Origin of the sequence: Burkholderia seminalis (assembly GCF_001718535.1) — a bacterium.
GTDB lineage: Bacteria > Pseudomonadota > Gammaproteobacteria > Burkholderiales > Burkholderiaceae > Burkholderia > Burkholderia seminalis.
This window is the reverse complement of record NZ_CP013398.1, coordinates 2,956,941-2,983,930: the sequence shown is the minus strand read 5'-3', so window position 1 is coordinate 2,983,930 and position 26,990 is coordinate 2,956,941. Positions and strand designations below refer to the sequence as shown.

Genomic DNA, 26,990 nt, shown 5'->3' with positions numbered 1-26,990 from the left:
TGCCGTGCCGCTTCGCGCGGGCGTTAAGATGCGCATATTGCGGCGCGCGCCACGCGTGCCGCGTCACCGCTTGCCGACGCCGATCGCATGGACGACCCGACCGACCTCCTCATTCCGCTGCTTCCGCCGCTGCTCGCGCTGCTCGGCCAGGCCGCCGACGCGCAGGCGCGCGGCGAGCGCGCCGCGCACGATCTGTGGCTCGCCGCTGCCGCCCATCTGCACGCGGTCGACGCCGATGCGCTCGCGCAGCTCACGACGACGCTCGTCGCGCGGCAGCGCACGGCCGATGCACTCGCGCTCGCCGAATGCGCGGCGCGCGTGCGGCCGGGCGCGACCGCGTACTTCAATCACGGTTACGCGCTGCAGATGGCCGACCGCCACGCGGATGCCGTCGCGCCGTACCGCGCGGCGCTGGCGATCGATGCGGGCCGGCCGTCGTTGCGCAACAACCTCGCGATCGCGCTGCGGTTGTCGGGTGGCGACCGCGCGGAGGAGATCGCGCTGCTCGACGCGGCCGTGAAGCACGATCCGCAAGACGTGCAGGCGTGGATCAATCTGGTCGTCGCGCGGATCGCGGCGCACGACCTCGACGGCGCGCTCGCGTGCGCCGCGCGGCTGGACGACCTCGCGCCCGGCAACGCGCTCGCGATGAACAACGTCGCGATGGCGATGAAGGAGGCGCAACGCTGGGACGATGCCGAGCGTTACGCGGCGCGTGCATGCGAGCTGGCGCCCGACGACGCGTCGTTCCGTTTCAACCTCGCGATCATCCAGCTCGTGCGCGGCAACTACGCGGCCGGCTGGCGCGGCCACGAGGCGCGCTGGGACGGCGCGGGCGAACTGCGCGGCCGCCGGCCGGCGCTGCCGGGTCCGCGCTGGCAGGGCGAGCCGCTGGCGGGAAAAACGCTGCTGGTGTGGGGCGAACAGGGGCTCGGCGACGTGCTGCAGTTCTGCCGCTACGTCGCGCCGCTCGCCGAGCGCGTGCATCGCGAAGGCGGCCGGCTCGCGTGGAATACGTTCCCGCAGGTCGGCACGCTGATGCAGCGCAGTCTTGGCGCGCACGTGGACGTATTCGGTGCGGGCGGCGGCGTCGACGCGCTGCCGGCATTCGATTACGAGGTGCCGCTGATCGGCCTGCCGCTGATGCTCGGCATGGAGAACGAGACGCTCGGATCGTCGGTGCCTTACCTGCGGGCCGATCCGCACGCGCGCGATGCGTGGCGCGCGCGGCTTGCGGGCGAGCGCCGGCTGAAGGTCGGGCTCGTGTGGACGGGCAGCGCGGGCCACCAGCGCAACCCGTTTCGGCGCGTCGGGCTCGAGCGCTATGCGGACGCGTTTCGCGGGATCGACGGCGTCGCGTTTTATTCGCTGCAGCCGGGCGCGCACGCGGATGTCGCGGCGGCGCGCGCGGCCGGTTTCGCGATCGAGGATTTCACGGCGGAGCTGACGAGCTTCGACGATACGGCCGCATTCATCGGCGCGCTGGATCTGGTGATGACCGTGTGCACGTCGGTCGCGCACCTGGCGGGCGCGCTCGGGGCGCGCACGTGGGTGCTGCTCGACGTGAATCCGCACTGGCCGTGGATGCTCGAACGCACGGACAGCCCGTGGTATCCGAGCGCGACGTTGTACCGGCAGCCGGCGTTCGACGCGTGGCTGCCGGTGATGGAGGCGGTGAGTCGCGACCTGCGCAGCCTCGTCGCGCAGCCGGATCGACCGGGTCAGCCGGCCCGGCAGGCCTGAACGGCCGGCTAGCGGTCACCGGCCGCCGCTTGCGTCATTTGGGTTGATCGCCGCCGTTGTTGCGGCCATTGCGCCGGCGCAGCCCCGGCCCGAACGTGAAGCCGAACGCGAGCAGCACGAACGACACCGCGAGCACGATGTTGTTGCCGCTCGTCACGTAAGGCGTGAAGCCGCTCGTGCCTTCGATCCGCACGTCGAGCGAGCCGATCGTGAACGGCTTCAATTGGCCGAGCACGCGCCCGTGCGCGTCGATCGCGGCGGTCATCCCCGTGTTGGTCGAGCGCAGCATCGGCCGGCCCGTTTCGAGCGAGCGCATCCGCGCGATCTGCAGGTGCTGGTCGAGCGCGATCGTGTCGCCGAACCACGCGAGGTTCGTCACGTTGACGAGCACGCCGGGCGGCTGCGGGTTGTCGCGGATCGTCGCGGCGATTTCCTCGCCGAACAAGTCCTCGTAGCAGATGTCGGCCATCACGGGCTGGTTGTGCACGAGGAACGGCTTCTGCACCGGCGCGCCGCGCGCGAAATCGCCGAGCGGCATCTTCATCAGGTCGACGAACCACCGGAAGCCCCACGGGATGAATTCGCCGAAGGGCACGAGATGGTGCTTGTCGTAGTGATAGATATCGCGCGAGTTCGGCGTCACGCCGTACAGGCTGTTCGTATAGTCGACGTAGTGGCCGTCCTCGGTCACCGACGCGCCGACCGCGCCGAACAGCACGGCCGAGCCCGTCGTGTCGCTGAACTTGCGGATCGCGACGGCGAACGGCTCGGGCAGTTCCTGGATCATCACGGCGATCGCGGTCTCCGGCGTGACGATCAGGTCGGCCGGCTTCTCGATGATCATCCGCTGGTACATCTTGATCGCCGCGTCGATGCCTTCCTGCTCGAACTTGATGTCCTGCTTCACGTTGCCCTGCAGCAGCCGCACGGTGAGCGGCGCATTCGCGGGCACCGTCCACGTGACCTGCGACAGCCCGAGGCCGGCCGCGACGAGCGCGACCGCCACGCCGGCCGGCGCGGCGATGCGCACGCGCGGGTTGCCGCCGGCACTCCCGGCGCCGTTGTCACGCGCGGGCGCCGGGCGCGCGGCGACGAGCGCCTGCACGACCAGCGCCGCGAACAGCGCGAGTACCCACGCGATCCCGTATACGCCGACCACCGGCGCGAAGCCCGCGAACGGGCCGTCGACCTGCGGGTAGCCGCTGGCGAGCCACGGAAAGCCGGTAAACAGCGTGCCGCGCAGCCATTCGCCGAAGGCCCACGCGCTCGCGAACGCGAACGCGCCGTGCCAGGTCGGCGAGAACGGACGTGGATCGGGGGTACGGCGATGCCACGCATGGCCCGCGCAGAACGACCACAGCCCGGCCGAGAACGCCGGGTACAGCGACAGGTACAGCGCGAACAGCACGAGCGCGCCGCCCGCAAGCGGCGCGGCCATCTCGCCGTACACGTGCATGCTGATGTAGAGCCACCAGATGCCGCTGATGAAGTTGCCGAAGCCGAATGCGCCGCCGGTGAGCGCGGCGCCGCGCCAGCTCGACGTGCGCGTCAGTTGCGCGAAAAACCAGACGAATACGACGAGTTGCAGCCAGCCGCCGTGCGGCGTCGGTGCGAAGCTGAGCGTATTGGCCGCGCCCGCGAGCAGCGCGGCCGGGTAGTGCCAGCGCGGCAGCGCGCGGCCGGGCGCCGGCGCGAGGAGGCCGCCAGCCGGGCGGGACGGGATCGGATCGTCCATGTGAAGCGGAAGTGGGCGAGCGGTTGAAGGAAACGCGGCTGGCGCGGAACGGTCAGTCTTCGTGCGAGGTTTCGGCGCGACGGCTGGCGAGCGGGTTGCGGCGCACCAGCAGCACGTGCACTTGGCGTGCATCGCCGCGCTGGATCTCGAACACGAGGTTGCCGAGCTGCAGCTTCTCGCCGCGATGCGGCACGCGTCCGAAATGATGGGTGATCAGGCCGCCGATCGTGTCGACTTCGTCGTCGGGGAAATCGGTGCCGAACGCCTCGTTGAACTGTTCGATCTCGGTGAGCGCACGCACGCGGAAGCGGCCGTCCGGCCCCGAGATGATGTTGCCGGCTTCCTCGTCGAAGTCGTATTCGTCCTCGATGTCGCCGACGATCTGTTCGAGCACGTCCTCGATCGTGATCAGGCCCGCCACGCCGCCGTATTCGTCGACGACGATCGCGAGGTGGTTGCGGTTCACGCGGAAGTCGTGCAGCAGCACGTTCAGGCGCTTCGATTCCGGAATGAACACGGCCGGGCGCAGCATCCCGCGCACGTCGAACTCTTCTTCGGCATAGAAGCGCAGCAGATCCTTCGCGAGCAGCACGCCGATGACGTTGTCGCGGTTCTCCTCGTACACGGGGTAGCGCGAGTGCGCCTTTTCGAGGACGAACGGGATGAAATCCTCGGGCTTGTCGGCGATGTTGATCGCGTCCATCTGCGCGCGCGGCACCATGATGTCGCGGGCGCACAGATCGGAGACCTGGAACACGCCTTCGATCATCGACAGCGAGTCGGCGTCGATCAGGTTGCGTTCGTGGGCGTCCTGGAGGATTTCCAGCAGCTCGCCGCGGGATTCGGGCTCGGGCGAGATGAAGTCGGTCAGGCGCTCGAGCAGCGAGCGCTTTTCTTGCGGTTTGTCGGTTGGCTTACGACTGGGATACGAATCGTTCATGGTGGTGCGCCCGGGTCATGCCGGGGCGCGCTGTCACGGAGTAGGCAAGGATACACCAAGGGCACGACGCGACCGTGTCACCCCGGCCGCACGGCCAGGGCGGGCGGCTCGCGGGCCCCGCTCGCGGACGGCCGCGCCGGGCGCGACCTCGTCCTCGGGTCCATCCTATCCCAGAAAAGGGCGAAGGCGCAGCAGCGCAAAAAACAGGTTCGGGCAGGACGGGGCGGCGCAACGGGGAAAACGACCGGCCGGCCGGTTGGCATCGGCGGCAATCCGCCGCATGCGATCGCGGTCGAAGACGGGGGCGAAAGGGGGCTCGGCAGCGAAAGGGGGCTCAGAAGCGCATGCCGGCCGAGCAGCCGCCGGCGGCCGCTCCGTTGGTCGCGGCGCCGCCGCAGCCCAGGATCCCGCAGCCGGACAAGGCGACGCTCGCGGCGACGAGCAGCGCGGCGACCTTGCAGCGCGACCAGCGTGACGGTTTCATCGGTGGGCGCCTCGTTCGAATGCGCGGGCGGTGCGGGATCGCGTCACTTGCATCGTGCGAGCAACCCTTCCAGCGCGCGATCGGGAATGCCGCTCGCGCGCAGCGCGTCGACCGTGCGGCTCACGTAGTCGAGCGTCGTGCCGTAGCGGCCGGCCGCGCAGCTGAACACTTCCTTCACGACGGTGTCGGACAGCTTGCCCGTATAGGTCGGTACGTCGCGGCGCATCACGAACGCGAGCGCGTTCACGCGTTCGCCGCTCTCGAGCGTGCAGGGCAGCCACGCGGGCCGGTACGACCCCATCGGCATCTCGCGCTTCCACAGTGTCTCGAGGTGCGGCTGCGCGGTCGGGCCCGACAGCCGGAACGCGATGCCCGAGCACGAGCCGCCGCGATCGAGCGCGAGCACGAGGCCCGGGCGTTCGGGCGTGCCGCGGTTCACGCGCGACCACAGGTAGAGCCCGCGGTGGTAGCCGTGTACCTTGCCGCGCACGGCGGCGACGGTCGGGAGACCGGGGTTCCAGATCAGCGAGCCATAGCCGAACAGCCAGAGATCCTGCCGGCCGTCCCAGTCGCGCATCGTGTGCGCGAGCGAGGCCGCGAGCTCGTCTTCCGTCAGCAGGCGCCCGTCGCCGATCGACGGCGGGTAGGCGGGCGGGAGCATCGCGGCGTTGCGCATCGTGCGAAAGGCTTACTGGTACGGGTTCGGGAAGCCCAGCTTCGCGAGGATGTCGACTTCGAGCGCTTCCATTTCGGCCGCGTCCTCGTCGCTCGTCTCGTGGTCGTAGCCCTGCGCGTGCAGCGCGCCGTGCACCAGCAGGTGCGCGTAGTGGGCCAGGAGCGGCTTGCCCTGCTCGTGCGCTTCCTTCTCGACGACCGGGCAGCACAGCACGAGGTCGCCGATCACGGTGCCGTCGGGCGCCGCGTCGTACGCGAAGGTCAGCACGTTGGTCGGGTAGTCCTTGTGGCGGTAGCCGGCGTTCAGCGTGCGCCCTTCGCCTTCGCCGACGAAGCGCACGGTGAGCTGCGCGCTCGCGAACAGCGCCGGCTCGATCCATTCGGCGATCAGCTTGCGCTTGGGCAGCGTCTTGCGCACGTCGCTCGTGATTTCGTCGCCATACTGCACGGACAGGTCGAGTTCCAGCGCGCGCGGTGCGTCGTCGTGGTCGTCCTCGCGCGGCGCGAGCTCGGCCCCCACGTGCAGCGTTACGCTGTCGTAGTGCTCCGGCTGCAGCGCGAGCTTCGCGCGCATCGCCGGATCGTTGTGCTGCGCGACGATCGCGACGGCCGCGTCGCCGGAGCTGCCCGACAGGTCGAACATCAGGCTGCGGCCGTCCGGGAAGTCGATCCGCAGGCCCTGTGCGTTGACGGTGCGGGCCTTGCCCTTCGCGTCGAACAGCGAAAGACGGGGGGATTCGGGCGCGGCGGACTGGGCGCGACCGGACTTGCGGGAACGGGAAGATTTCATGACGCGTACGGCGATTGGGACGCGTCGAGGATACACCAAACGGCCGATCCCACCCGAATTCGACCGGGCAAAAAAAGCCCGGCGCGCCGTGTGGCGGGCCGGGCCGGCAGGGTGGGGGCAGGGCAGGCTGCCGCTCAGCCGTCCTGATGCTGTGCGTGGAACTCGTCGTACGCCTCGACGATGCGGGCGACGAGCGGATGACGCACGACGTCCGCGCTCGTGAAGCGCGTGAGCGCGATGCCGCGCACGCCGCCGAGCACCTGCTGCGCCTCGACGAGGCCGCTCTTGTGGCCGCGCGGCAGGTCGACCTGGCTCGTGTCGCCGGTCACGACGGCCTTCGAGCCGAAGCCGATCCGCGTGAGGAACATCTTCATCTGCTCGGGCGTCGTGTTCTGCGCCTCGTCGAGGATGATGAACGCGTGGTTCAGCGTGCGGCCGCGCATGTAGGCGAGCGGTGCGATCTCGATCATCTGGCGCTCGAACATCTTCGCGGTCTTGTCGAAGCCGAGCAGGTCGTACAGCGCGTCGTACAGCGGGCGCAGGTACGGGTCGACCTTCTGCGCGAGATCGCCCGGCAGGAAGCCGAGCCGCTCGCCGGCCTCGACGGCCGGGCGCGTCAGCACGATCCGCTTGACCTGGTCGCGCTCGAGCGCGTCGACCGCGCACGCGACCGCGAGGTAGGTCTTGCCGGTGCCGGCCGGCCCGATGCCGAACGTCACGTCGTGCGACAGGATCTGCTTCAGGTACTCGCGCTGCGCGGGCGTGCGGCCGCGCAGGTCGGCGCGCCGCGTGTACAGCTTCGGCGCGGGTTCCTCGTCCGGCTCGCTGGCGTCGAGCTGCACGACGGGCTCGTCGAACGGATGGTCGGGGTCGCCGCGGAAGCGCACGTCGAGCGTGTCCTGGCGGCCGTTGCCGGTCGTGTGGCGCACCTCGACCAGCGCGAGCTGGATGTCGTCGACCGACAGCGGATCGCGCGCGCGGTTGTAGAAGTTCTCGAGCGCGGCGAGCGCGAGCTTCGCGCCGCGCCCGCGGATCGTGATCCGGTGGCCGCGCCGCGCGAGCGTGACGTCGAGCGCCTGTTCGATCTGCCGCAGGTTCTCGTCGAGCGGGCCGCAGAGGTTGGCGAGGCGCGCGTTGTCGTCGCGCGGGGCAGTGAATTCCAGTGCTTGGACGGTCTTCAAAGTAGCGTCGGGCTCCTGTTGAGCGTCAATCAGTGGGTGGCCGCGCTCGCATCGCCGCTGACGAGCACGAGCTCGCCGCGCAGCGAATGCGGGTACGCATGGTTGATCCGCACGTCGATCATCTGGCCGATCAGGCGCGGGTGCGCGGCGAGCGGCGCCGGGAAATTCACGACCCGGTTGTTCTCGGTGCGGCCCGCGAGTTCGTTCGGGTCCTTGCGCGACGGGCCCTCGACGAGGATCCGCTCGACCTTCCCGACCATCGACTGGCTGATGCGTGCGACGTTCTCCTCGATGGTCGCCTGCAGATGTTGCAGGCGTTTGAGCTTCACGTCGCGCGGCGTGTCGTCGTGCAGGTTCGCGGCCGGCGTGCCGGGGCGCGGGCTGTAGATGAACGAGAAGCTCGTGTCGTAGCTCATCTCGTGCACCAGGGCCATCATCTTGTCGAAATCGTCCTCGGTCTCGCCGGGGAAACCGACGATCATGTCGGTCGACAGCGACAGGTCGGGGCGGATCGCGCGCAGCTTGCGGATCACCGACTTGTATTCGAGCACCGTGTAGCCGCGCTTCATCGCCATCAGGATGCGGTCGGAGCCGTGCTGGACCGGCAGGTGCAGGTGGCTCACGAGCTTCGGCACCTTCGCGTAGGTGTCGATCAGGCGTTGCGTGAATTCCTTCGGGTGCGACGTCGTGTAGCGGATCCGCTCGATGCCCGGGATGTCGGCGACGTATTCGATCAGCGTCGCGAAATCGGCGATGTCGGACGAGCCGGCCGCCAGCGCGCCGCGGTACGCGTTCACGTTCTGGCCGAGCAGCGTGACTTCGCGCACGCCCTGGTCGGCGAGGCCGGCCACTTCGGTCAGCACGTCGTCGAGCGGGCGCGACACTTCATCGCCGCGCGTGTACGGCACCACGCAGTAGCTGCAGTACTTCGAGCACCCTTCCATGATCGACACGAACGCGCTCGGCCCCTCGACGCGCGCGGGCGGCAGGTGGTCGAACTTCTCGATTTCCGGGAACGTGATGTCGACCTGCGCGCGGCCGCTCGCGCGGCGCGCGTCGATCATCTGCGGCAGGCGGTGCAGGGTCTGCGGGCCGAACACGAGGTCGACGTACGGCGCGCGCGACACGATCGACGCGCCTTCCTGGCTCGCGACGCAGCCGCCGACGCCGATCAGCAGGCCGGGCTTCGCTTCCTTCAGCTCGCGCACGCGGCCGAGGTCGGAGAACACCTTCTCCTGCGCCTTTTCACGCACCGAGCAGGTGTTGAACAGGATGATGTCCGCGTCTTCGGGCGTATCGGTCTTCTCGAGGCCTTCGGCGGCGTTGAGCACGTCCACCATCTTGTCCGAGTCGTACTCGTTCATCTGGCAGCCGAAGGTCTTTACGTAAACTTTCTTGGTCATGGGGATTCGCCGTTCGCAGTGGTTGACCTGGGGGCGTCGTCAAGGGTGAATCGGGACGGCCGTGCGCGGCACGCGGATGCGCGCGGCGAGCAGGAAAGGCCGTCGGAAAAGCCTTCCATTATAGCTTTTCGCGCCGCCCCGGACGGGCGGCGGGTTGCGGCCGCGCGACGCCGGGTGTCAGGTTCCGACCCCTGAAAGGCCGGGTACCGGCCGTCAGCGGCACGCGTTCAGCAGGTCGTCGAGCGCGGTTTCCTCGCGCGCGAAGCGTTCGGCGAGGAAGTCGAGCAGCACGCGCACGCGCGGCGCCATGTAGCGCTTGCTGTGATAGATCGCGTGCAGCGGCGCGTCCTGGTGCCGCCAGTCGGGCAGCAGCACGCGCAGGCGGCCCGCGCGGACGTCGTCGGCGATGTCCCACAGCGACTTCAGCGCAATGCCGTGGCCGCGCAGCGTCCATTCGCGCGTGAGGCCCCCGTCGTTGGTCTCGAACGCGGTCGACACGGGCACCGTATGGATCTGCACCTCGTCGCCGCGCGTGAAATGCCAGGTGTTCATCGGCCCGGACGCGATCGTGATCACGTTGCATGGAAAACGGGCCAGATCGTGCGGATCGGCCGGCGAGCCGTGACGCTCGACGAACGACGGCGCCGCGCACAGCACGCGCCGGTTGGTGGCGAGCCGGCGGGCGATCAGCGCGCCGTCCGGCGGCGCGGCGAAGCGGATCGCGAGGTCGATCTCGTCCTGCCACAGGTTCGACGACGAATCGGATGCCGTCAGCGCGAACGTGACGTCGGGGTGCAGCGTCGTGAATTCGTCGAGCCAGTCGAGCAGCTGGTTGCGGCCGAAATCGGACGTCGACGACAGCCGCACCTTGCCGCCGACGACGTTGCGGCCTTCCTGCAGCATGGCGTCCGCGTCGTCGAGCGCCTGCAGCGCCTGGCGGCAGCAGTTCAGGTACAGCCTGCCCTCGTCGGTGAGCCGCAACTGCCGCGTCGAGCGTTCGAACAGCCGCGTCGCGATCTTCGCCTCGAGCTTCGCGAGGCGCGCGCTCGCGGCGGCCGGCGTGAGGTTCAGCTTGCGCCCGGCGGCCGACAGGCTGCCTAGCTCCGCGGCTTCGACGAACAGCCGGATATCGCCCAGTCGGTCCATGCGATTTTCCAGAAATTTTTGAAAATGGTTCAAATGCCACGCCAATTATCAAATATAGGCGTCTTCGGGACAATGCGCGCACATCCCGCTTCTTGTGCGGTGCGGCACCGATCGGGCGCCGCGGCCGCCGCCTTCCGGAGAACGTCATGCCCATCCCGTTACTGGCGCTCGCGATCAGCGCCTTCGCCATCGGCACCACCGAATTCATCATCATGGGCCTGCTGCCCGAAGTCGCGCACGACCTCGCCGTGTCGCTGCCGTCGGCCGGCCTGCTCGTCACGGGCTACGCGCTCGGCGTGGCGGTCGGCGCGCCGCTGCTCGCGGTGCTCACGAGCCGCATGCCGCGCAAGGCCGCGCTGCAACTGCTGATGGCGATCTTCATCGTCGGCAACGTGCTGTGCGCGACCGCATCCGGCTACGCGATGCTGATGGTCGCGCGCGTCGTCACGTCGTTCGCGCACGGCTCGTTCTTCGGGATCGGCGCGGTGGTCGCCGCGTCGCTCGTGCCGGCCGACAAGCGCGCGAGCGCGATCGCGCTGATGTTCACGGGGCTCACGCTGTCGAACGTGCTCGGCGTGCCGTTCGGCACCTTCGTCGGCCAGCTGCTCGGCTGGCGCGCGTCGTTCTGGATCGTCGCCGCGCTCGGCGTGCTGTCGCTCGGCGGCGTGGCCGCGCTGGTGCCGAACCGTCACGACAGCGGGCCGGTCGGCCTCGGCCACGAAGTGCGCGTGCTGAAGGAGCCGCAGGTATGGCTCGCGCTGCTGATGACGGTGCTCGGCTTCGGCGGCGTGTTCGTCGTGTTCACGTACATCGCGCCGATTCTTGAAACCGTGTCGGGCTACGCGCCGCGTTCGGTCGCGCTGATCCTCGTGCTGTTCGGCGCCGGGCTGACGATCGGCAACACGCTCGGCGGCAAGCTCGCCGACCGCGCGCTGATGCCGTCGCTGATCGCGATCCTCGTCGCGCTGATGGCCGTGATGGCCGTGTTCGCGAAGACGAGCCACCTGCCGGTCGCGGCCGCCGTCACCATATTCGTGTGGGGGATCGCCGCGTTCGCGACGGTGCCGCCGCTGCAGGCGCGCGTGGTCGAGAAGGCCGCGAGCGCGCCGCATCTCGCGTCGACGCTGAACATCGGCGCGTTCAACGTCGGCAACGCCGGCGGCGCGTGGCTCGGCGGCCTCGCGCTGGAGCACGGCCTCGCGCTCGACGCGCTGCCGTGGGTCGCCGTCGCGGTCACGTTCGCGGCGCTGGTCGTTACGTGGCTCGCGATGCGGCTCGACGCGCGCGGCCCGGCACGCGGCGCGGCGCCGGCAGCGCAGTGAGCGCGTCACGGGGCCGGGCGGCGACGCGATAGCGGCAGGAAAAGGTTCGCGAGAAACGCATTCCTCCGCAATGGTGATAACGGTGTGAAGATAACTTCGTTTGCCCGTGCCAGGCCGGGTGATAGCGTCTCGATACGCGCCATGGCTGGCGCAACCCGATTCCGATCCCGGCTTACCCCCTACGCAGGGCCGCACGGCGGCCCGGAGGCAATGCTATGTCTTCATCCCTGGCGCTCGTGCGCGACGTGTCTTCCTTCGAGTCCGGCAACGCGGCCGACCTGCACGCGTCCGCGTCGCTCGACGCCCTCGAGCAGGTCGTCGGCGTGAACCTCGCGCGTTTGCGCGCCGAGCGGCAATTGTCGCTCGATGCGCTCGCGCGGCTGTCCGGCGTATCCCGCGCGATGCTCGCGCAGATCGAGTCGGCGCGCAGCGTGCCGTCGATCAAGGTGCTTTGCAAGATCGCCGCGGCGCTGAAGGTGTCGGTCGCCGCGTTCCTGCGCCGCCACGCGGTAAACGGCTTCGAGCACCTGGCGGCGGAGCGCGCGTCGCGCGTCGTCAGTTCGAACGGGCGTTTCTCGGCACGCGCGCTGTATCCGGAAGGCGAGCCGGCCGCGGCCGAATTCCACGAACTGCGGATCGCGCCGCTGCATACGGAGCCCGGCGCGCGCCGTGCCCCCGGCACGACGATCAACCTCGTCGTCAGCGAAGGCACGCTCGAAGTCAGCGTGCATGACCGCCGTCAGTTGCTGGCGACCGGCGACGCGATCGTGTTCGATGCCGACCAGCCGTACAGCCTGCGCAACCCCGGCGACAGCGAAGCGCGCGCGTTTCGCGTGACGGTGAGCCCCGAGGTGCCGCCGCGCTGGCTCGTGCCCGATGCGGCGCATGCGGCCCACTGACCGCGCGGGCGCGACGCAACGGCCGCTGTCGCGCTGTGTCGCGGGCGTGCGGCCGGAGAGTCGGCCGTTCGGACGATGCCGTTAGACGGAGTCGTCAGTAAGGTTTTAGGTGTGGTGCGCTGCGCTTCGTGCGCAGCTGTTGTATGCTTGGCCCGCCGTTGACGGGGAACCCCCGTCCGGCAATCAGTGCGTCTTCAGGGCGGGGCGAAAATCCCCACCGGCGGTAGGCTGGCGTAAGCCGGCGAGCCCGCGAGCGCCCGCGCATCCGCGCGGGGTCAGCAGATCTGGTCGAATGCCAGAGCCGACGGTCATAGTCCGGATGAGAGAAGATGTGCAGATAGTCATGTCCGTCAGGGCCGCTTCGCGATGCGTGCGAAGCGGGTTGTCGTTCTGTCTGTTTGCAATGCCCTGGAACGTTTTTCGCCCAAATCGTATTTGCGAGGAGCGTTTCACATGTCCTTGATGTCCCGTTCGTCGGCACCGGCCGACGCCTTTGCCGATCTCCCGTTGCTGGATTCCGAACCGGTGCCGCCGCGCATCGCCGCTGCGCTCGACGCGATGCGCGCCGGCCGCGCGGTCGTGCTGCAGGACGACCACGACCGCGAGAACGAAGCCGACCTGATCGTCGCCGCCGAGCGCATCACGCCCGAGACGATGGCGCTGCTGATCCGCGAGTGCAGCGGCATCGTGTGCCTGTGCCTGACCGACGACACGGTGCGCGCGCTCGAGCTGCCGCCGATGGTGCAGACCAACGAGAGCCGCAACGGCACCGCGTTCACGGTGTCGATCGAAGCGCGCGAAGGCGTGCATACCGGTGTGTCGGCGGCCGACCGCGTGACGACGATCCGCGCGGCGATCGCGGAAGGCGCGAAGCCGCACGACATCGTGCGCCCCGGCCACGTGTTTCCGTTGCGTGCGCAACCGGGCGGCGTGCTCGCGCGCCGCGGTCACACCGAAGGCACGGTCGACCTGTCGATCCTCGCGGGCCTGAAGCCGGCCGGCGTGCTGTGCGAGCTGATGAATCCGGACGGCACGATGACGCGCGGCGACGACGTCGAGCGTTTCGCGCAACGGCACGGGCTGCCGATGCTGACGATCGCGGAACTCGTCGAGTTCCGCGAGGCGCTGGCGGCCGCGCGCGAGCGCTGCTGCGAGCCGGCCTGAGTGACGGGAAAGCGGGTGCGTTCGCGCATCCGCGGCGGGCCGGATCGACCTGATCCGGCCTGCATGAATCTCAGGACTGCACGTCGCCGAATTCGCCGCGCATGCCGGCCTCGACAAGCGAGGGCAGTTCGTCCATCTTGCGCATGATCCGTGTGATGCCCATCGCGCGCAGCGCGTCCGCGTAATTGTCGGGGATGTGGCTCGCACCGACGAACGCGATCGTCTTCATCCCGGCCGCCCGCGCGGCATTCAACCCCGATACGCTGTCCTCGACGACGATGCAGCGCGCCGGCGCGACGCCGAGCGTCTGCGCCGCGTGCAGGTAGACGTCGGGGTAGGGTTTCGGTCGTGCCACCTGTTCCGAGCTGAACACGCGCTCGCCGAAGATCTCGGTGAGCGACGCGCGCTTCAGCGAATTGCGCACCCGCACGAGCCGGCTGTTCGAGACCACCGCCGCCGGCAGCGTGACCTTCAGCAGCGCATCGCGCACGCCGGAGATCGGTGCGAGCGATTGCGCGAGCGCGACCTCGATGTTGTGTTCGATGGTCTCGATGAAGTTCGCGGGCATCTCGATGCCGAAGCGGGATTCGATCCCGGTGAGGAAGCGCGACGTCTGCTGGCCGAATGCCGACTTCGCGGCGGCTTCGAAATCGAGGTTCGGGAACGTGGCGGACAGCGTGTCGAGCAGCACGCGGTCGGCAATGACTTCGCTGTCGACGAGCACGCCGTCGCAGTCGCAGATGAGGTGATCGAGCATGATGGTGAACAAGCGGACAATCGGCGACGCCGATCAATTCGCCATCATACGTGCTTTCATGCGCGCGCCGCGTGACGTTTCGGCAAATTTGCCCGATGCGGCCGGGTCGTGCCGATCGGTGCGGAGGCCCGCCTGTCAGGCGCGCGGCCGCCGTTGTCGAAGGGCGTGCCGACGGGTGGGCGCGTGCTCGACGAGGACGCGGAAATCCACTCCCATCCGATGCGCATTGCGCGGTTCGCCGCCGCAAGCGCCTTCAGGCGTGCATCGGGATTCGTCTGGGAAATGCGGCTGGAGAGAATGCCGGTCGAGCGCGTGATCGACGTGACGCCGGTCGTAGTCGTGGAGACGAACGTGAAGCGGAAATCGCGGGTGACGGCCGCGAGCGACCGCTAGCGAAAAGGGGGGGCGGGGCAAGAGAAGGACGAAGCGCGCGGCGCCGAACGCCACGCGCTTCGTTCAGGCCGCGATCAGATCGTGGCGTGCAGGTGCAGATACAGGCCGGCTGCCGCGGCGCCGCCGAGCAGCGGGCCGACGACGGGCACCCACGCATAGCGCCAGTCGCTGTCGCGCTTGCCGGGGATCGGCAGCAGCGCGTGCATGATGCGCGGCGACAGGTCGCGCGCCGGGCTCATCGCATAGCCGGTCGGGCCGCCGAGCGAGATGCCGATGCCCAGCACGAGCAGGCCGACGGGCAGCGCGTCGAGTGCGCCGAGGCCGACCTGCGGCGACGCGAGGTACAGCACGCCGAGGATCAGCACGAACGTGCAGATCGCTTCGGTCAGTACGTTGTGCGTGACGCTGCGGATCGCCGGCGCGGTGCAGAACACCGCGAGCTTCAGGTCCGCATCGGCTTCCTTCGCGAAGTGCTGGCGATACGCGAGCCACACGAGCAGCGCGCCGGCCATCCCGCCGAGCATCTGCGCGAGGACGTAGCCGCCGACTTTCGACCACGCGAACTTGCCCGCGAGCGCGAGGCTGATCGTGACGATCGGGTTCAGGTGCGCACCGCTGAACGACGCGGTTACGTACACGGCGACGAACACGGCCATCGCCCAGCCCATCACGATCACGATCAGGTCCGCGCCCTTGCCCTTGGTCTTTGCAAGCAGCACGTTTGCGACCGCGCCGTTGCCGAGCAGCACGAGGATCGCCGTGCCGATGAATTCTGCAATATAAGGTGACATGTTGTCTCTCGTATGTCGCGGCGGACTCGCGCGTGGCGCGGTCCGCCGGTGTTGTTGTATTTCGTTGGGATACCGGAGGATTACTGGGCGTCGTCGGCCCATGCCTTCGCGGCGCGCACCGCGCGTTGCCAGCCGGACATGCAGCGATCGACCTGCTCCTTCGGCATCGACGGCGAGAAGCGGCGATCGAGCTGCCACTGGTCGCGCACTTCGTGGAGGTTCTTCCAGTAGCCGATCGCCAGGCCCGCGAGGTAGGCCGCGCCGAGCGCGGTCGTCTCGGTGATCTGCGGGCGCACCGCATCGACGCCGAGCAGGTCGGCCTGGAACTGCATCAGCAGGTTGTTCGCGCTTGCGCCGCCGTCGACGCGCAGCTCGCCGATGCTGATGCCCGAATCGGCTTCCATCGCGGCCAGCACGTCGAGCGACTGGTACGCGATCGCGTCGAGCGCCGCGCGCGCGAGATGCGCGGAGGTCGTGCCGCGCGTGACGCCGAATACCGAACCGCGCGCCCGTGCGTTCCAGTGCGGCGCGCCGAGACCGGCGAACGCGGGTACGAGGTAGACGCCGTCGGTATGCGGCACGCTCGCGGCGAGCGCTTCGATTTCCGCGGCCGTCTTGATGATGCCGACGCCGTCGCGCAGCCACTGCACGACCGCGCCCGCGATGAAGATGCTGCCTTCGAGCGCGTACTGCACGTCGTCGCCGATCTGCCACGCGATCGTCGTGACGAGGTTGTTCTTCGACTCGATCGGCTTGTTGCCGGTGTTCATCATCAGGAAGCAGCCGGTGCCGTAGGTGTTCTTCACCATGCCCGACGTCGTGCACATCTGGCCGAACAGCGCCGCGTGCTGGTCGCCGGCGATGCCCGCGAGCGGGATCTTCGACGCGAACACGGTGGTCTTCGTGTGGCCGTAGATTTCCGACGACGCCTTCACTTCCGGCAGCATGCTGCGCGGGATGTCGAGCAGCTCGAGCAGCTCGCTGTCCCACTCGCGCGTGTGGATGTTGAACAGCATCGTGCGCGATGCGTTCGTCACGTCGGTCACGTGCAGTTCGTGCTTCGTGAAGTTCCACACGAGCCAGCTGTCGACGGTGCCGAACGCGAGCTTGCCCTGGCGCGCCTTCTCGCGTGCGCCCGGCACGTTGTCGAGGATCCAGCGGATCTTCGTCGCGGAGAAGTACGAGTCGATCGGCAGGCCGGTCTTCGCGCGCACCTTCGCCTCGAGCCCCTGCTTCTTCAGCGAGTCGCAGAAGTCGGCCGTGCGGCGGTCCTGCCAGACGATCGCGTTGTAGACGGGCTGGCCCGTCTCGCGATCCCAGACGATGGTCGTCTCGCGCTGGTTGGTGATGCCGATCGCGGCGATCGACGTGCCGTTCAGGCCCGTGCGCGTGACGGCTTCCGCGGCGACGCCGGCTTGCGTCGACCAGATTTCCTGCGGGTCGTGCTCGACCCAGCCGGGTTGCGGGTAGATCTGTTCGAATTCCTTCTGGGCGATCGAAACGATATTGCCCTGGCGATCGAACAGCATCGCGCGGGAACTCGTGGTGCCCTGGTCAAGCGCGAGGATGTACTGGTCCTGCATGTCTCTCATCTCCATCCGTGGATTGGCGTAGTTGTGATGCGCGCCGCATGTGGGGCGGCGCGTCGGTGAATCAACGTCGGTACGGCAACTGCAACAGCATCCGGATCACGCGTGCGGCGCGTGCGCGGCGGCGAACCATGCGTCGACCGCGGCCGTCACCGCGTCGAGCGTGCCCGGCGTCACGTGCAGGCCGAGCTTCGAGCGGCGCCACAGCACGTCCTGCGCGCAGGTCGCCCATTCGGCGTCGCGCAGGTAGCGCAGTTCGGCTTCGTGGATGCCCGGGGCGATTTCGGCGCCGAGGTCGGCGAGCGACTTCGCGCCGTCGATCACGCGCTCGGCGCGCGTGCCGTACGCACGCGCATAGCGGCGGGCGAGCGCGGCGGGCAGCCACGGATGGCGTTTTGCGAACGCGTCGGCGAATACGTCGAACTTCGCGTCCGCGATGTCGCCGCCCGGCAGCGCGACGCCGGCGGTCCAGGTTTTCGCGTCGCGGCCGAGCGCGCGGCACAGCATGTCGCCGGCTTCTTCCGCGAGCTTGCGGAACGTCGTGATCTTGCCGCCGAACACCGACAGCAGCGGGGCGCCCGCGCCGTCGTCCAGCTCGAGGCGATAGTCGCGCGTGACGGCCGACGCGTTCGCCGCGTTCTCGTCCTCGAGTAGCGGGCGCACGCCCGAGTAGGTCCAGTGCACGTCGGCCGGCGAGATCTTGCGCTTGAAGTAGCGGTTGATCGAATCGCACAGGTACTGCGTCTCGTCGCGATCGATCGCGACCTTCGCGGGATCGTTCGTGTACTCGACGTCGGTCGTGCCGATCAGCGTGAAGTCGTGCTCGTACGGAATCGCGAAGATGATCCGCTTGTCCGGGTTCTGGAAGATGTATGCGTGATCGTGATCGAACAGGCGGCGCGTGATGATGTGGCTGCCCTTCACGAGCCGCACGCTGTGATGCGCGCCGCGGCCGAGCGCGCCGTGCAGCACTTCGCCGACCCACGGGCCGGCCGCGTTCGCGATCGCGCGCGCATGCACGACCTGGATCGAGCCGTCGGCGTGCTGCAGCCGCGCTTCCCATTCGTCGCCGCGGCGTTCGGCGGAGACGAGCCGGGTGCGCGTCAGGATCTCGGCGCCGCGCTCCTTCGCATCCATCGCGTTCAGCACGACGAGGCGCGCATCGTCGACCCAGCCGTCGGAATAGACGAAACCGCGCTTGATCGAGTCGATCAGCGGCGCGCCGGCCGCGTGGCGGCGCATGTCGATGCCGCGCGAGCCGGGCAGCAGTTCGCGTTTCGCGAGGTGATCGTAGAGGAACAGGCCGATGCGGATCAGCCAGGCCGGGCGCAGGTTCGGCATGTGCGGCATCACGAAGCGCAGCGGCCACATGATGTGCGGCGCCGCGCGCAGCAGCGTTTCGCGCTCCTGCAGCGCCTTGCGCACCAGCCCGAACTCGTTGTATTCGAGGTAACGCAGGCCGCCGTGAATCAGCTTCGTGCTGGACGACGACGTGTGCGACGCGAGGTCGTCCTGCTCGCAGAGCAGGACCGACAGGCCGCGGCCGGCCGCATCGCGCGCGATGCCCGCGCCGTTGATGCCGCCGCCGACGACGAGCAGATCGTAGCGATTCGGTTGGATCACCTGCTGTCCTTATCGTCTGTTGAAATAGAGCGAACACAAAAATGTTCGAATTCGAAATTTAACGAACGAAATCGAAAAAGTAAAGTTCGAAAAAGCGGGGCCAGTAGCGCGTGGCGCGATCCCGGACGATACTGGCGGAATCGACCGTTTCGCGAGGTGAATCATGCGTATTGGGATGTGGACCGGCGTGGGCGCCGTCCTTCTGGCGGGCTGCAGCGCCGGCACGCCGCCGCTCGCCGGCAACTGGCGGGCGCCGTCGTTCGTCGACTTGCAGACGTCGTGCGGCGGTCCGGCGCGCGACTGGGGCGCGGACGCGCAGCCGGTCTACTCGACGCTGTACGACGCGTATGTGGCGAAGCGGTATCGCGGGCTGACCGAGGCGAACTATTGTGCGTTCGTAAACGAACTTTCGACCCACTATGTGGCGCCTGACGCGGCGGCGCGCGCCGGCTGGATCGCATATTTCAACGGGGCGCGCGCGCAGGCCATCAGCTGGCGGGCGGCGGTCGATCCGACGCTGCGCGGCGGTTGAAGCCGGCCGCGGCGAACGGGCGGGGCAAGCGGAAACGACCGCGCGGCCGGAGTCGGCCGCGCGGACGGGTCAGGTCAGGAACAGCGGAATGTCACGAATAGCGGTACTTGATGGATCGCAGCGCGGCGTCGCCGGTCTCGGTCACGCAGTATTTGCGTCCCGAGCCGAGCCCTTCCAGGCGAACGAGCTGCTGTTCGAGCAGGATGTCCAGTTCATCCCGATCCATATCGCGCTGATCAGGCGCGTCCTTCACAAGCAATAGCGTGGCGAATTCATGCGGACTCAGCATCGTTCTCTCCATGGCAATCGGACTGCCCGCGCAGCCGGCGCAAACGCCGGCGCGCGATACCCCGCGGGGTATGGCTTGGGGGGAAAAGCTGCATTCGCCGGCCCTGCAGTTCGCACCGCCCTGGCACAGGCGGATCAGGCGAACGGGCCGGGGAACTGGAGTCTAGTCGAGCGCGCGGGCAACGACAAATCGTGCCCCGTTAATTTTCCGTTTGACAGGAACGGGGGCCGCAAGCGGTTCGCGCGCGGCGCCAACTTCTTGATTTCACTTGAAGTTTCAGGTGCGGTGCAGCATCGCGATCGTCATTCCGCGACGTACACCTGGGTGCCGGCCGCGGCCACGGTGTCGGCCATCTCGGGCGGCAGCGGCTTGTCGGTGAAGAGCGCGTGCACCTGGCTCAGGTGGCCCTGGCGCACGAGCGCCGGGCGGCCGACCTTCGAATGATCGGTCACGAGGTAGACCGTGCGCGCATGCTGCATGATCGCCTCGGCCACGCGCACCTCGCGCGTGTCGAAGTCGCGCAGCGTGCCGTCGGCCTCGATCGCCGACGTGCCGATGATCGCGTAGTCGACCTTGAACTGCCTGATGAAGTCGATCGCGAGCTCGCCGACGATGCCCTTGTCCCACGGCCGCACGATGCCGCCCGTGATCAGTACCTCGCAGTCGGGATAGCCGCTCATCATCGACGCGACGTTCAGGTTGTTCGTGATCACGTGCAGCCCGTGATGGCGATTCAGCGCGCGGGCGACTTCCTCGGTCGTCGTGCCGAGGTTGATGAACAACGACGCCTGGTCGGGAATGTGCGACGCCGCGAGCGCCGCGATGCGCCGCTTCTCGTCGTGGAACATCCGCTGGCGCGCGGTGTATGACACGTTCTCCGAACTGGTCGGCAGGCTCGCGCCGCCGTGGTAGCGGCGCAGCAGGTTCAGGTCGGCGAGCCAGTTCACATCGCGGCGGATCGTCTGCGGCGTCACGGCGAAGTGCGCGGCGAGATCGTCGACGGTCACGAAGCCGTCGCGCTGCACCCATTCGAGCAATTCCTGCTGGCGCGCGTTGAGGGTGAGGCGGGGATCTCGGGTCATGGCTCGATGGTCGTGTCGTGAGACGGAGCGGGTATTGTAAGGGCGGCAACGGCATTCGGCCGGCGCGGCGGGCGTCGCGGCGCGTAATTCATGCGGAAATAGCATGGATTCATGTGACAAATGAATTTGTGCGATCGCGCTGATCGCGCTGCAATGGCGGATTGCCTGCGCACGCGGGCGCGCGTTCACTCAGCTTTCGACGAGGTGGCATCGATGACTGGCTTCAACTGGCACAACCCGTATCCGACGACCCGCATTCCGGTATTCGCGCGCAACGTCGTGTCGACGTCGCACCCGCTGGCCGCGCAGGCCGGCCTGCGGATGCTGTGGAAGGGCGGCAATGCGGTCGACGCGGCGCTGGCCGCCGCGGCCGCGATCACCGTCGTCGAACCGGTGTCGTGCGGCCTCGGCGGCGACGCGTTCGCGCTCGTGTGGGACGGCGAGCGGCTGTCCGGGCTGAATGCGTCGGGCGTCGCGCCGGCCGCATGGAACGTCGACTACTTCCGCAAGCGCCACGGCGAGAACGCGCACGGCTTCGCGAACAAGCCGACGCGCGGCTGGGATACCGTGACCGTGCCGGGCGTGATCGCGGGCTGGGAAGCGCTGCACGCGAAATTCGGCTCGCTGCCGTTCGCGGACCTGCTCGAACCGGCGATCGAGATCGCGGAGCGCGGTTATGCGGTGCCGCCGATCGTCGCGCACAAGTGGGCCGCTGCCGTGCCCGAACTGCAGGGCCTGCCGGGCTTCGCGGACACTTTCATGCCGCACGGCCGCGCGCCGCACGTCGGCGAACGCGTGTGCCTGCCCGGTCATGCGCAGACGCTGCGCACGCTGGCGAAGGACGGCGCCCGGGCGTTCTACGAAGGCGCGCTCGCCGAGCGCATCGCCGCGTTCGCGCGCGAAGGCGGCGGCGCGATGACCGAAGCCGACCTGCGTGCGTACCGGCCGGAATGGGTCGAGCCGATCGGCAAGCGCTTCGGCCGCCACACGATTCACGAGATCCCGCCGAACGGGCAGGGCATCGCCGCGCTGATCGCGCTCGGGATCGCCGAGCAGGCGGGCGTGACCGAATGGCCGCTCGATTCGGTCGACTCGCAGCATCTGCAGATCGAGGCGATGAAGCTCGCGTTCGCGGACGTCTATCGTTACGTCGCCGATCCGCGCGCGATGGACGTCACGCCCGAGCAGATGCTCGACGAGGCGTATCTCGCCGAACGCGCGAAGCTGATCGATCCCGCGCGCGCGACGCACTTCGGCGCCGGCCGGCCGCATTCGGGCGGCACGATCTACCTGTCGGCCGCCGACGAGCGCGGGATGATGGTGAGCTTTATCCAGTCGAACTACATGGGCTTCGGTTCGGGGCTCGTCGTGCCGGGCACCGGCATCGCGCTGCAGAACCGCGGGCACGGCTTCTCGATGGATCCGGCGTCGCCGAACGTCGTCGCGGGCGGCAAGCGGCCGTTCCACACGATCATCCCGGCGTTCGTCACGGAGGAAGTCGACGGCCGCACCGAGGCCGTGATGAGCTTCGGCGTGATGGGCGGCGACATGCAGCCGCAAGGCCATCTGCAGACCGTCGTGCGGATGCTCGGCTACGGGCAGCAGCCGCAGGCCGCGTGCGATGCGCCGCGCTGGAAGGTCAACCGCGACTTCACGCTCGACGTCGAATCGACGATGAACCGCGCGACCGTCGACGCCCTGGCCGCACGCGGCCATACGATCCAGTCGATCGACGATCCTTACATGGATTTCGGTTCGGGGCAGTTCATCTGGCGTCTCGACCGCGACGATCGCGAGCGCGGCTACGTGGCGGCGAGCGACAGCCGGCGCGACGGCCTGGCGGCCGGTTTCTGACGGATCGCCGCCGTTTTGCGTGCTCGACGGGCGGCCGAACGGCCGCCCGTTTCGTTTGGCGCGGCCCCGTACCGTCGACCGGGCGCAAGCGGTTTGAAGGACTCATCTAACGAACGGCAACGGACGTCGCGGAACTGCGCCTGTCGGGTATGGTCAGTGCTCTGGAGCACGAACCGCAAAGTCCGGCTAAGATGCCAGCATGGTTCGGCCGGACCAATTCACTATAAACGACGTAAAACGCCGCCTGCGGGAAGGCGGGCGCCTGTGCCGAAGGCATGGGCCGGCCCCCGCGCGACGACTGGGAGCGCACCACCATGGACACGAAAACGACGCATGTCATGCCGTGGCGTATCGAGGACATCGACCTGAACCGGATCGATCGTCAGCGTGCCGCCGCGAACGAGGATCTGCTGCTGCTGCTGTGCGCGTCGTCGTTCATCGAAAGCGGCTCGGATCTCTACACGAGCAATCTGAGCACCTTCTTCAATGACGATCCGGAAGTCTCCGCATGGCTCAACAATGCATGGGAGCACGAAGAATTGCAGCACGGCCGCGCGCTGAAGGCGTACATCGCGCACGTGTGGCCCGAGTTCGACTGGGATACCGCGTTCGCGAATTTCTTCGCCGAGTATTCGAAGACCTGCTCGGTCGAGGCGTTCGAGAAGACCCGCGCGCTCGAGATGGTCGCGCGCTGCGTCGTCGAGACGGGTACCGCCACGCTGTATCGCGCGATCAACGAGTGCTCGGACGAGCCGGTGCTGAAGGAAATCACCGACAACATCCGCACCGACGAAGTGCGTCACTACAAGCACTTTTTCAAGTTCTTCAAGAAGTACAACCAGGTCGAGGGCAACGGCCGGCTCGCCGTGCTCGGCGCGCTGGCGCGCCGCGTGATGGAAATCAAGAACGAGGATTCCGAGATCGCGCTGCGCCACGTGTTCGCGATCCGCTATCCCGATCGCGTCGGCGACAATCAGTACAACCGCGAGCGTGCCGCGCGCATCAATTCGCTCGTGCGTCGCAACCTGTCGGCCGACATGTGCGTGAAGATGCTGCTCAAGCCGCTCGACCTGCCCGCGAAGATCCAGCCGGGCGTCCACTATCCGCTCACGAAGATCACGCGGCACGTTTTCCTGCGTTGATCGACGCGGTACGGCCCGTCGCGCGTACGCTGGCGCCTCCTCGTCCGATCCGCTCCAGGGCCACGCCATCATGACCGATACCCATCGCCACGCACTCGAACAATGGACGTTCGATGCGTGGCCGTCCGCCATCGTGGCGCTGTTCGACGGCACCGCGCTCGAGCGTCATGCCGACCTCGCCGCGTCGCTGATCGTCGCGACCGACGACGGCCAGTTGCGCACGACGCTGCTCGGCGTCGGCGAGATCTATGCGCACGATGCGCGTACGCTGCTGATCGCGCTTTGGCCGCAGTCGCGGGCCGCGCGCGCGATCGCGCAGCGGCGCACGGCCGCGTTGACGCTCGTCGCGGACGGAGCGTTCTTTCAGGCGCAATTGAAGATGACGCCGCTCGAAGGAGACTTCGGCGGCCTCGCCGGATTCGCCGCGACGATCGCGCGGGGCGATGCGCAGCGGGTCGGCTATGCGCGACTCGCGACGGGTGTCACGTTCACGCTGGAAGGGGAGCGCGCCGCGGTGCTCGCACGCTGGCAACGCCAGGTCGAGCACCTGCGGCGCGCAGCCGCGCGGCTTCAGTGACCGCGCTGGCCGCTGCGCGACGAACGATTGCGGTTCGGGTGCGCGGCGTTGCCGTTCGCCGGGCGGGCGCTGTTGCCGCCGCCCGCCGGACGTCCGCCGGTACCGCCGGCGGCGCCTTGCGTGCGCGGCTTCGCGGCCTTCTGCTGCGAGGCTTTCGGTTGCGCGTTGCCGTCGCGTTTCGCGGCCGGCTGGCCTGAGCCGCCCGCCCGCGGCTGGCGATTGCCGCCGCCACCGCCGCCGCCATTACCACCAGCGCGCGGCTGTTGCCCGCGACGCTGCTGGATCGGCTCCGGCTTCGCGTTCGGATCGGGTTCGAAGCCCGCGATCACTTCCTGCGGAATCTCGCGCTTGATCAGCCGCTCGATGTCGCGCAGCAACTGCTTCTCGTCGACGCACACGAGCGACACGGCTTCGCCGGTCGCGCCCGCGCGGCCCGTGCGGCCGATCCGGTGCACGTAATCCTCGGGCACGTTCGGCAGGTCGAAGTTGACGACGTGCGGCAACTGGTCGATGTCGATCCCGCGCGCGGCGATATCGGTCGCGACGAGCACCTGCAGCGTGCTGTTCTTGAACTCGGCCAGCGCGCGCGTGCGGGCCGACTGGCTCTTGTTGCCGTGGATCGCCATCGCGCTGATGCCGTCCTTCGTCAACTGCTCGGCGAGCCGGTTCGCGCCGTGCTTGGTGCGCGTGAACACGAGTACCTGGAACCAGTTGTGTTCGCGGATCAGGTGCGTGAGCAGCTCGCGCTTGCGATCGCGGTCGACCGGGTGGATCTTCTGCGCGACGCTTTCGGCCGTCGTGTTGCGGCGTGCGACCTCGATCAGCGCGGGCGAATCGAGCAGGTTGTCCGCGAGCGCCTTGATTTCGTCGGAGAAGGTAGCGGAGAACAGCAGGTTCTGGCGCTCCGGCGGCAGCTTCGCGAGCACGCGCTTGATGTCGTGGATGAAGCCCATGTCGAGCATCCGGTCGGCTTCGTCGAGCACGAGGATGTCGAGATCCGACAGGTCGATGGTCTTCTGCTGCATGTGGTCGAGCAGGCGGCCCGGCGTCGCGACGACGATGTCGACGCCGCGCTTGAGCGCATCGATCTGCGGATTGATGCTGACGCCGCCGAACATCACGGTCGAGCGCAGCTTCAGGTACTTGCTGTACGCACGGACGCTTTCCTCGACCTGCGCGGCGAGTTCGCGCGTCGGCGTGAGGATCAGCGCGCGCACCGCGCGCTTCGCCCCGCGATTGTCCGCGTAGAACGTATGCAGGCGTTGCAGGATCGGCAGCGTGAAGCCGGCGGTCTTGCCGGTGCCCGTTTGCGCGCCGGCGAGCAGGTCGCCGCCGCCGAGGACGGCAGGGATCGCCTGCTGCTGGATCGGGGTCGGCGATGTGTAGCCGAGCTCGTTGACCGCCTTGACCAGCGGTTCGGCCAAGCCGAGAGATTCGAAAGACATAGATACCACTCTTGAGTTTTATGATCGGCGACACCTCGCGCGGCCCGCGCGGGGACTGGCGTCGCAAAAAGCAAAGGGGCGCGGCTGCGGTTTCCCGCAGCCGCGCCCCGTTTGCGTCACGCGTTATTTAGTCAAGCGGCGCGGAACGCAGGTCACTCACCTGTTGCGGCGAGATCGGCGTACCGTTGTTGCCCCACGACATCCGGATGTACGTTACTACAGCTGCGACTTCCTGGTTCGACAGCGACTGCGCGAACGGCGGCATGCCGTACGGACGCGGGTTCTTGAACGTGCTCGGCGGATAGCCGCCATTCAGCACCATGCGGATCGGGTTGACCGCCGATTCCATCATGATCGAGTGGTTGCCCGCGAGCGGCGGATAAGCAGGCGGCTTGCCCGCGCCGGTTTCGGCGTGGCAGGTCGCGCAGTTGTCTGCGTAGATCTTCTTGCCCTGGTCGAACAGCGCGTTGCCGAATTGCTTCGACGGCTCGTACTGCATGTTTTTCGGCGCTTCAGCCTTCTGCGGGATCGACTTCAGGTACGTCGACATCGCGCGCGTATCTTCGTCGGTCATGTACTGCAGGCTGTTGTGGACCACGTCCGCCATCGGGCCGAACACCGCGCCCTTCTGCGACACGCCGGCCTGCAGCAGGTCGGACAGCTCCTGCACGTGCCAGTCGCCGAGGCCGAGTTCCTTGTCGTTCGTCAGCGACGGCGCATACCAGTTCTGCAGCGGGATCAGGCCGCCGGCGAACGCCGACGAACTCACCGGGCCGCCCATCATGTTGATCGACGTGTGGCACATCGAGCAGTGGCCGAGGCCTTCGACGAGGTACGCGCCGCGGTTCCATTCGACCGACTTCGTCGGATCCGGCTTGTATTCGCCTTCCTTGAAGAACAGCGTGCGCCAGCCGATCAGCAGGTTGCGGTTGTTGAACGGGAACTTCAGTTCGTGCGGACGGCTCGGCACCGACACCGGCGCGACCGAGCGCAGGTACGCGTAGATCGCGTCCGAATCCGCGCGCGTGACCTTCGTGTAGCTCGCGAACGGGAAGCCCGGGTAGAGCAGGCTGCCGTCCTTCGAGCGACCCGTGTGCATCGCGCGGTAGAAGTCGTCCGACGTCCACTTGCCGATACCGTTCTGGTCGTCCGGCGTGATGTTCGGCGTGTACATCGTGCCGAACGGCGTCGCCATCGGCAGGCCGCCCGCGAACGACTTGCCGCCGCGCACGGTGTGGCACGCGATACAGTCGCCGACGCGCGCGAGGTATTCGCCCTTCTTGATCAGCGCGGCCTGGTCGGCCGGCGTGGCCGCGACGGCGGAAGCGCCGTGCAGCGTGTCGTTGCCCGGCCACAGGACCGGCACGAGGGCGGCGGCCGCGACGATCGCGGCGGCCGAGAGTGCAAACAGGGACTTGCGTTTCATTGTGTCTG

25 protein-coding genes and 1 riboswitch are annotated in these 26,990 nt (G+C 68.2%); of the genes, 9 read left to right on the top strand and 16 right to left on the bottom strand.

All coding sequences use genetic code 11. The annotated features are described in order from the left end of the window. The first annotated feature begins 87 nt into the window (after positions 1-87). Entirely contained in the window at positions 88-1,743 is a 1,656-nt protein-coding gene (locus tag WJ12_RS13525; protein ID WP_059560493.1) for a tetratricopeptide repeat protein, read from the top strand. A gap of 34 nt (positions 1,744-1,777) precedes the next feature. Here the strand turns inward: WJ12_RS13525 and lnt are convergent, their stop codons facing one another. The 8 genes from lnt to WJ12_RS13490 all read right to left on the bottom strand — a co-directional run bounded on the left by lnt (position 1,778) and on the right by WJ12_RS13490 (position 10,097). Further along, a complete protein-coding gene (gene lnt / locus WJ12_RS13520; RefSeq protein ID WP_059560490.1) occupies positions 1,778-3,478 on the bottom strand; it encodes an apolipoprotein N-acyltransferase in 1,701 nt (566 codons plus the stop codon). Between the two features lie 52 nt (positions 3,479-3,530). After that, positions 3,531-4,418: an HlyC/CorC family transporter gene (locus WJ12_RS13515; protein ID WP_034189026.1), complete on the bottom strand. Its 888-nt coding sequence runs from the start codon at positions 4,416-4,418 to the stop codon at positions 3,531-3,533. Between the two features lie 334 nt (positions 4,419-4,752). Further along, the gene (locus tag WJ12_RS36410; protein ID WP_167361875.1) at positions 4,753-4,902 is read right to left on the bottom strand and encodes a hypothetical protein; all 150 of its coding nucleotides are present in this window, start codon (positions 4,900-4,902) and stop codon (positions 4,753-4,755) included. 43 nt (positions 4,903-4,945) lie between these two features. After that, positions 4,946-5,578 carry a gamma-glutamylcyclotransferase gene (locus WJ12_RS13510; RefSeq protein ID WP_034189027.1) on the bottom strand — a complete coding sequence of 211 codons (633 nt, stop codon included), beginning with the start codon at positions 5,576-5,578 and terminating at the stop codon, positions 4,946-4,948. 12 nt (positions 5,579-5,590) lie between these two features. Then, positions 5,591-6,367: an rRNA maturation RNase YbeY gene (gene ybeY / locus WJ12_RS13505; protein WP_034189028.1), complete on the bottom strand. Its 777-nt coding sequence runs from the start codon at positions 6,365-6,367 to the stop codon at positions 5,591-5,593. 134 nt (positions 6,368-6,501) lie between these two features. Beyond that, positions 6,502-7,548 (bottom strand): PhoH family protein, encoded by a 1,047-nt coding sequence (locus WJ12_RS13500; RefSeq protein WP_034189029.1) that lies wholly within the window; start codon positions 7,546-7,548, stop codon positions 6,502-6,504. Between the two features lie 29 nt (positions 7,549-7,577). Further along, positions 7,578-8,951 carry a tRNA (N6-isopentenyl adenosine(37)-C2)-methylthiotransferase MiaB gene (gene miaB / locus WJ12_RS13495; RefSeq protein WP_034189030.1) on the bottom strand — a complete coding sequence of 458 codons (1,374 nt, stop codon included), beginning with the start codon at positions 8,949-8,951 and terminating at the stop codon, positions 7,578-7,580. Between the two features lie 213 nt (positions 8,952-9,164). Beyond that, complete coding sequence (locus WJ12_RS13490) at positions 9,165-10,097, bottom strand: LysR family transcriptional regulator (protein WP_034189031.1); 933 nt, start codon at positions 10,095-10,097, stop codon at positions 9,165-9,167. A gap of 146 nt (positions 10,098-10,243) precedes the next feature. On the opposite strand from WJ12_RS13490, the gene WJ12_RS13485 reads away from it, so the two are divergent. The 3 genes from WJ12_RS13485 to ribB all read left to right on the top strand — a co-directional run bounded on the left by WJ12_RS13485 (position 10,244) and on the right by ribB (position 13,482). Next, on the top strand, positions 10,244-11,419 hold the full coding sequence (locus tag WJ12_RS13485; protein ID WP_059560535.1) for an MFS transporter: 1,176 nt from the start codon (positions 10,244-10,246) through the stop codon (positions 11,417-11,419). A 215-nt stretch (positions 11,420-11,634) separates the two neighbouring features. Further along, complete coding sequence (locus tag WJ12_RS13480) at positions 11,635-12,318, top strand: helix-turn-helix domain-containing protein (RefSeq protein WP_049031911.1); 684 nt, start codon at positions 11,635-11,637, stop codon at positions 12,316-12,318. A 186-nt stretch (positions 12,319-12,504) separates the two neighbouring features. Continuing rightward, positions 12,505-12,653, top strand: a riboswitch (FMN riboswitch). A gap of 118 nt (positions 12,654-12,771) precedes the next feature. After that, positions 12,772-13,482: a 3,4-dihydroxy-2-butanone-4-phosphate synthase gene (gene ribB / locus WJ12_RS13475; RefSeq protein ID WP_034189033.1), complete on the top strand. Its 711-nt coding sequence runs from the start codon at positions 12,772-12,774 to the stop codon at positions 13,480-13,482. Between the two features lie 70 nt (positions 13,483-13,552). Here the strand turns inward: ribB and WJ12_RS13470 are convergent, their stop codons facing one another. Then, positions 13,553-14,239, bottom strand: coding sequence for an HAD family hydrolase (locus tag WJ12_RS13470; RefSeq protein WP_034189103.1), 687 nt, complete (start codon positions 14,237-14,239; stop codon positions 13,553-13,555). 183 nt (positions 14,240-14,422) lie between these two features. On the opposite strand from WJ12_RS13470, the gene WJ12_RS13465 reads away from it, so the two are divergent. Continuing rightward, a complete protein-coding gene (locus WJ12_RS13465) occupies positions 14,423-14,632 on the top strand; it encodes a hypothetical protein (protein ID WP_156444815.1) in 210 nt (69 codons plus the stop codon). A gap of 74 nt (positions 14,633-14,706) precedes the next feature. Here WJ12_RS13465 and WJ12_RS13460 read toward each other — a convergent pair whose 3' ends face one another. The 3 genes from WJ12_RS13460 to glpD all read right to left on the bottom strand — a co-directional run bounded on the left by WJ12_RS13460 (position 14,707) and on the right by glpD (position 18,635). Next, positions 14,707-15,423, bottom strand: coding sequence for an MIP/aquaporin family protein (locus WJ12_RS13460; protein ID WP_027785355.1), 717 nt, complete (start codon positions 15,421-15,423; stop codon positions 14,707-14,709). An 80-nt stretch (positions 15,424-15,503) separates the two neighbouring features. Continuing rightward, the gene (gene glpK, locus WJ12_RS13455; protein ID WP_059560484.1) at positions 15,504-17,006 is read right to left on the bottom strand and encodes a glycerol kinase GlpK; all 1,503 of its coding nucleotides are present in this window, start codon (positions 17,004-17,006) and stop codon (positions 15,504-15,506) included. 105 nt (positions 17,007-17,111) lie between these two features. Continuing rightward, the gene (gene glpD / locus WJ12_RS13450) at positions 17,112-18,635 is read right to left on the bottom strand and encodes a glycerol-3-phosphate dehydrogenase (protein ID WP_034189036.1); all 1,524 of its coding nucleotides are present in this window, start codon (positions 18,633-18,635) and stop codon (positions 17,112-17,114) included. A gap of 175 nt (positions 18,636-18,810) precedes the next feature. Here glpD and WJ12_RS13445 point away from each other — a divergent pair, with 175 nt between their 5' ends. Next, positions 18,811-19,167 carry a hypothetical protein gene (locus WJ12_RS13445; protein ID WP_082744750.1) on the top strand — a complete coding sequence of 119 codons (357 nt, stop codon included), beginning with the start codon at positions 18,811-18,813 and terminating at the stop codon, positions 19,165-19,167. A 91-nt stretch (positions 19,168-19,258) separates the two neighbouring features. Here WJ12_RS13445 and WJ12_RS13440 read toward each other — a convergent pair whose 3' ends face one another. Both WJ12_RS13440 and WJ12_RS13435 read right to left on the bottom strand, forming a co-directional pair. Further along, complete coding sequence (locus tag WJ12_RS13440) at positions 19,259-19,456, bottom strand: hypothetical protein (protein WP_006477892.1); 198 nt, start codon at positions 19,454-19,456, stop codon at positions 19,259-19,261. A gap of 302 nt (positions 19,457-19,758) precedes the next feature. Beyond that, positions 19,759-20,538 carry a DeoR/GlpR family DNA-binding transcription regulator gene (locus WJ12_RS13435; RefSeq protein ID WP_006493999.1) on the bottom strand — a complete coding sequence of 260 codons (780 nt, stop codon included), beginning with the start codon at positions 20,536-20,538 and terminating at the stop codon, positions 19,759-19,761. Positions 20,539-20,751: 213 nt separating this feature from the next. On the opposite strand from WJ12_RS13435, the gene WJ12_RS13430 reads away from it, so the two are divergent. The 3 genes from WJ12_RS13430 (at position 20,752) to WJ12_RS13420 (ending at position 24,111) form a co-directional block, all read left to right on the top strand. After that, positions 20,752-22,392, top strand: coding sequence for a gamma-glutamyltransferase family protein (locus WJ12_RS13430; RefSeq protein ID WP_059560478.1), 1,641 nt, complete (start codon positions 20,752-20,754; stop codon positions 22,390-22,392). Between the two features lie 314 nt (positions 22,393-22,706). Beyond that, positions 22,707-23,534 (top strand): ferritin-like domain-containing protein, encoded by an 828-nt coding sequence (locus WJ12_RS13425; protein WP_034189104.1) that lies wholly within the window; start codon positions 22,707-22,709, stop codon positions 23,532-23,534. A 70-nt stretch (positions 23,535-23,604) separates the two neighbouring features. Beyond that, on the top strand, positions 23,605-24,111 hold the full coding sequence (locus WJ12_RS13420) for a hypothetical protein (protein ID WP_059560475.1): 507 nt from the start codon (positions 23,605-23,607) through the stop codon (positions 24,109-24,111). Here WJ12_RS13420 and WJ12_RS13415 read toward each other — a convergent pair. Together WJ12_RS13415 and WJ12_RS13410 are read right to left on the bottom strand one after the other, a co-directional pair. Further along, on the bottom strand, positions 24,105-25,556 hold the full coding sequence (locus WJ12_RS13415; RefSeq protein WP_059560472.1) for a DEAD/DEAH box helicase: 1,452 nt from the start codon (positions 25,554-25,556) through the stop codon (positions 24,105-24,107). The two genes, WJ12_RS13420 and WJ12_RS13415, sit on opposite strands and share 7 nt — an antisense overlap. Before the next feature lie 127 nt (positions 25,557-25,683). Then, entirely contained in the window at positions 25,684-26,982 is a 1,299-nt protein-coding gene (locus WJ12_RS13410; protein ID WP_034189041.1) for a c-type cytochrome, read from the bottom strand. Positions 26,983-26,990 lie beyond the last annotated feature (8 nt).

Excerpts from the sequence above, each read along its gene's own strand:
- WJ12_RS13525 (WP_059560493.1), top strand. The coding sequence starts at position 88 with ATGGACGACCCGACCGACCTCCTCATTCCGCTGCTTCCGCCGCTGCTC.
- lnt (WP_059560490.1), bottom strand. The coding sequence starts at position 3,478 with ATGGACGATCCGATCCCGTCCCGCCCGGCTGGCGGCCTCCTCGCGCCG.
- WJ12_RS13515 (WP_034189026.1), bottom strand. The coding sequence starts at position 4,418 with ATGAACGATTCGTATCCCAGTCGTAAGCCAACCGACAAACCGCAAGAA.
- WJ12_RS36410 (WP_167361875.1), bottom strand. The coding sequence starts at position 4,902 with ATGAAACCGTCACGCTGGTCGCGCTGCAAGGTCGCCGCGCTGCTCGTC.
- WJ12_RS13510 (WP_034189027.1), bottom strand. The coding sequence starts at position 5,578 with ATGCGCAACGCCGCGATGCTCCCGCCCGCCTACCCGCCGTCGATCGGC.
- ybeY (WP_034189028.1), bottom strand. The coding sequence starts at position 6,367 with ATGAAATCTTCCCGTTCCCGCAAGTCCGGTCGCGCCCAGTCCGCCGCG.
- miaB (WP_034189030.1), bottom strand. The coding sequence starts at position 8,951 with ATGACCAAGAAAGTTTACGTAAAGACCTTCGGCTGCCAGATGAACGAG.
- WJ12_RS13490 (WP_034189031.1), bottom strand. The coding sequence starts at position 10,097 with ATGGACCGACTGGGCGATATCCGGCTGTTCGTCGAAGCCGCGGAGCTA.
- WJ12_RS13485 (WP_059560535.1), top strand. The coding sequence starts at position 10,244 with ATGCCCATCCCGTTACTGGCGCTCGCGATCAGCGCCTTCGCCATCGGC.
- WJ12_RS13480 (WP_049031911.1), top strand. The coding sequence starts at position 11,635 with ATGTCTTCATCCCTGGCGCTCGTGCGCGACGTGTCTTCCTTCGAGTCC.
- ribB (WP_034189033.1), top strand. The coding sequence starts at position 12,772 with ATGTCCTTGATGTCCCGTTCGTCGGCACCGGCCGACGCCTTTGCCGAT.
- WJ12_RS13470 (WP_034189103.1), bottom strand. The coding sequence starts at position 14,239 with ATGCTCGATCACCTCATCTGCGACTGCGACGGCGTGCTCGTCGACAGC.
- WJ12_RS13460 (WP_027785355.1), bottom strand. The coding sequence starts at position 15,423 with ATGTCACCTTATATTGCAGAATTCATCGGCACGGCGATCCTCGTGCTG.
- glpK (WP_059560484.1), bottom strand. The coding sequence starts at position 17,006 with ATGCAGGACCAGTACATCCTCGCGCTTGACCAGGGCACCACGAGTTCC.
- WJ12_RS13445 (WP_082744750.1), top strand. The coding sequence starts at position 18,811 with ATGTGGACCGGCGTGGGCGCCGTCCTTCTGGCGGGCTGCAGCGCCGGC.
- WJ12_RS13440 (WP_006477892.1), bottom strand. The coding sequence starts at position 19,456 with ATGCTGAGTCCGCATGAATTCGCCACGCTATTGCTTGTGAAGGACGCG.
- WJ12_RS13435 (WP_006493999.1), bottom strand. The coding sequence starts at position 20,538 with ATGACCCGAGATCCCCGCCTCACCCTCAACGCGCGCCAGCAGGAATTG.
- WJ12_RS13430 (WP_059560478.1), top strand. The coding sequence starts at position 20,752 with ATGACTGGCTTCAACTGGCACAACCCGTATCCGACGACCCGCATTCCG.
- WJ12_RS13425 (WP_034189104.1), top strand. The coding sequence starts at position 22,707 with ATGGACACGAAAACGACGCATGTCATGCCGTGGCGTATCGAGGACATC.
- WJ12_RS13420 (WP_059560475.1), top strand. The coding sequence starts at position 23,605 with ATGACCGATACCCATCGCCACGCACTCGAACAATGGACGTTCGATGCG.
- WJ12_RS13415 (WP_059560472.1), bottom strand. The coding sequence starts at position 25,556 with ATGTCTTTCGAATCTCTCGGCTTGGCCGAACCGCTGGTCAAGGCGGTC.
- WJ12_RS13410 (WP_034189041.1), bottom strand. The coding sequence starts at position 26,982 with ATGAAACGCAAGTCCCTGTTTGCACTCTCGGCCGCCGCGATCGTCGCG.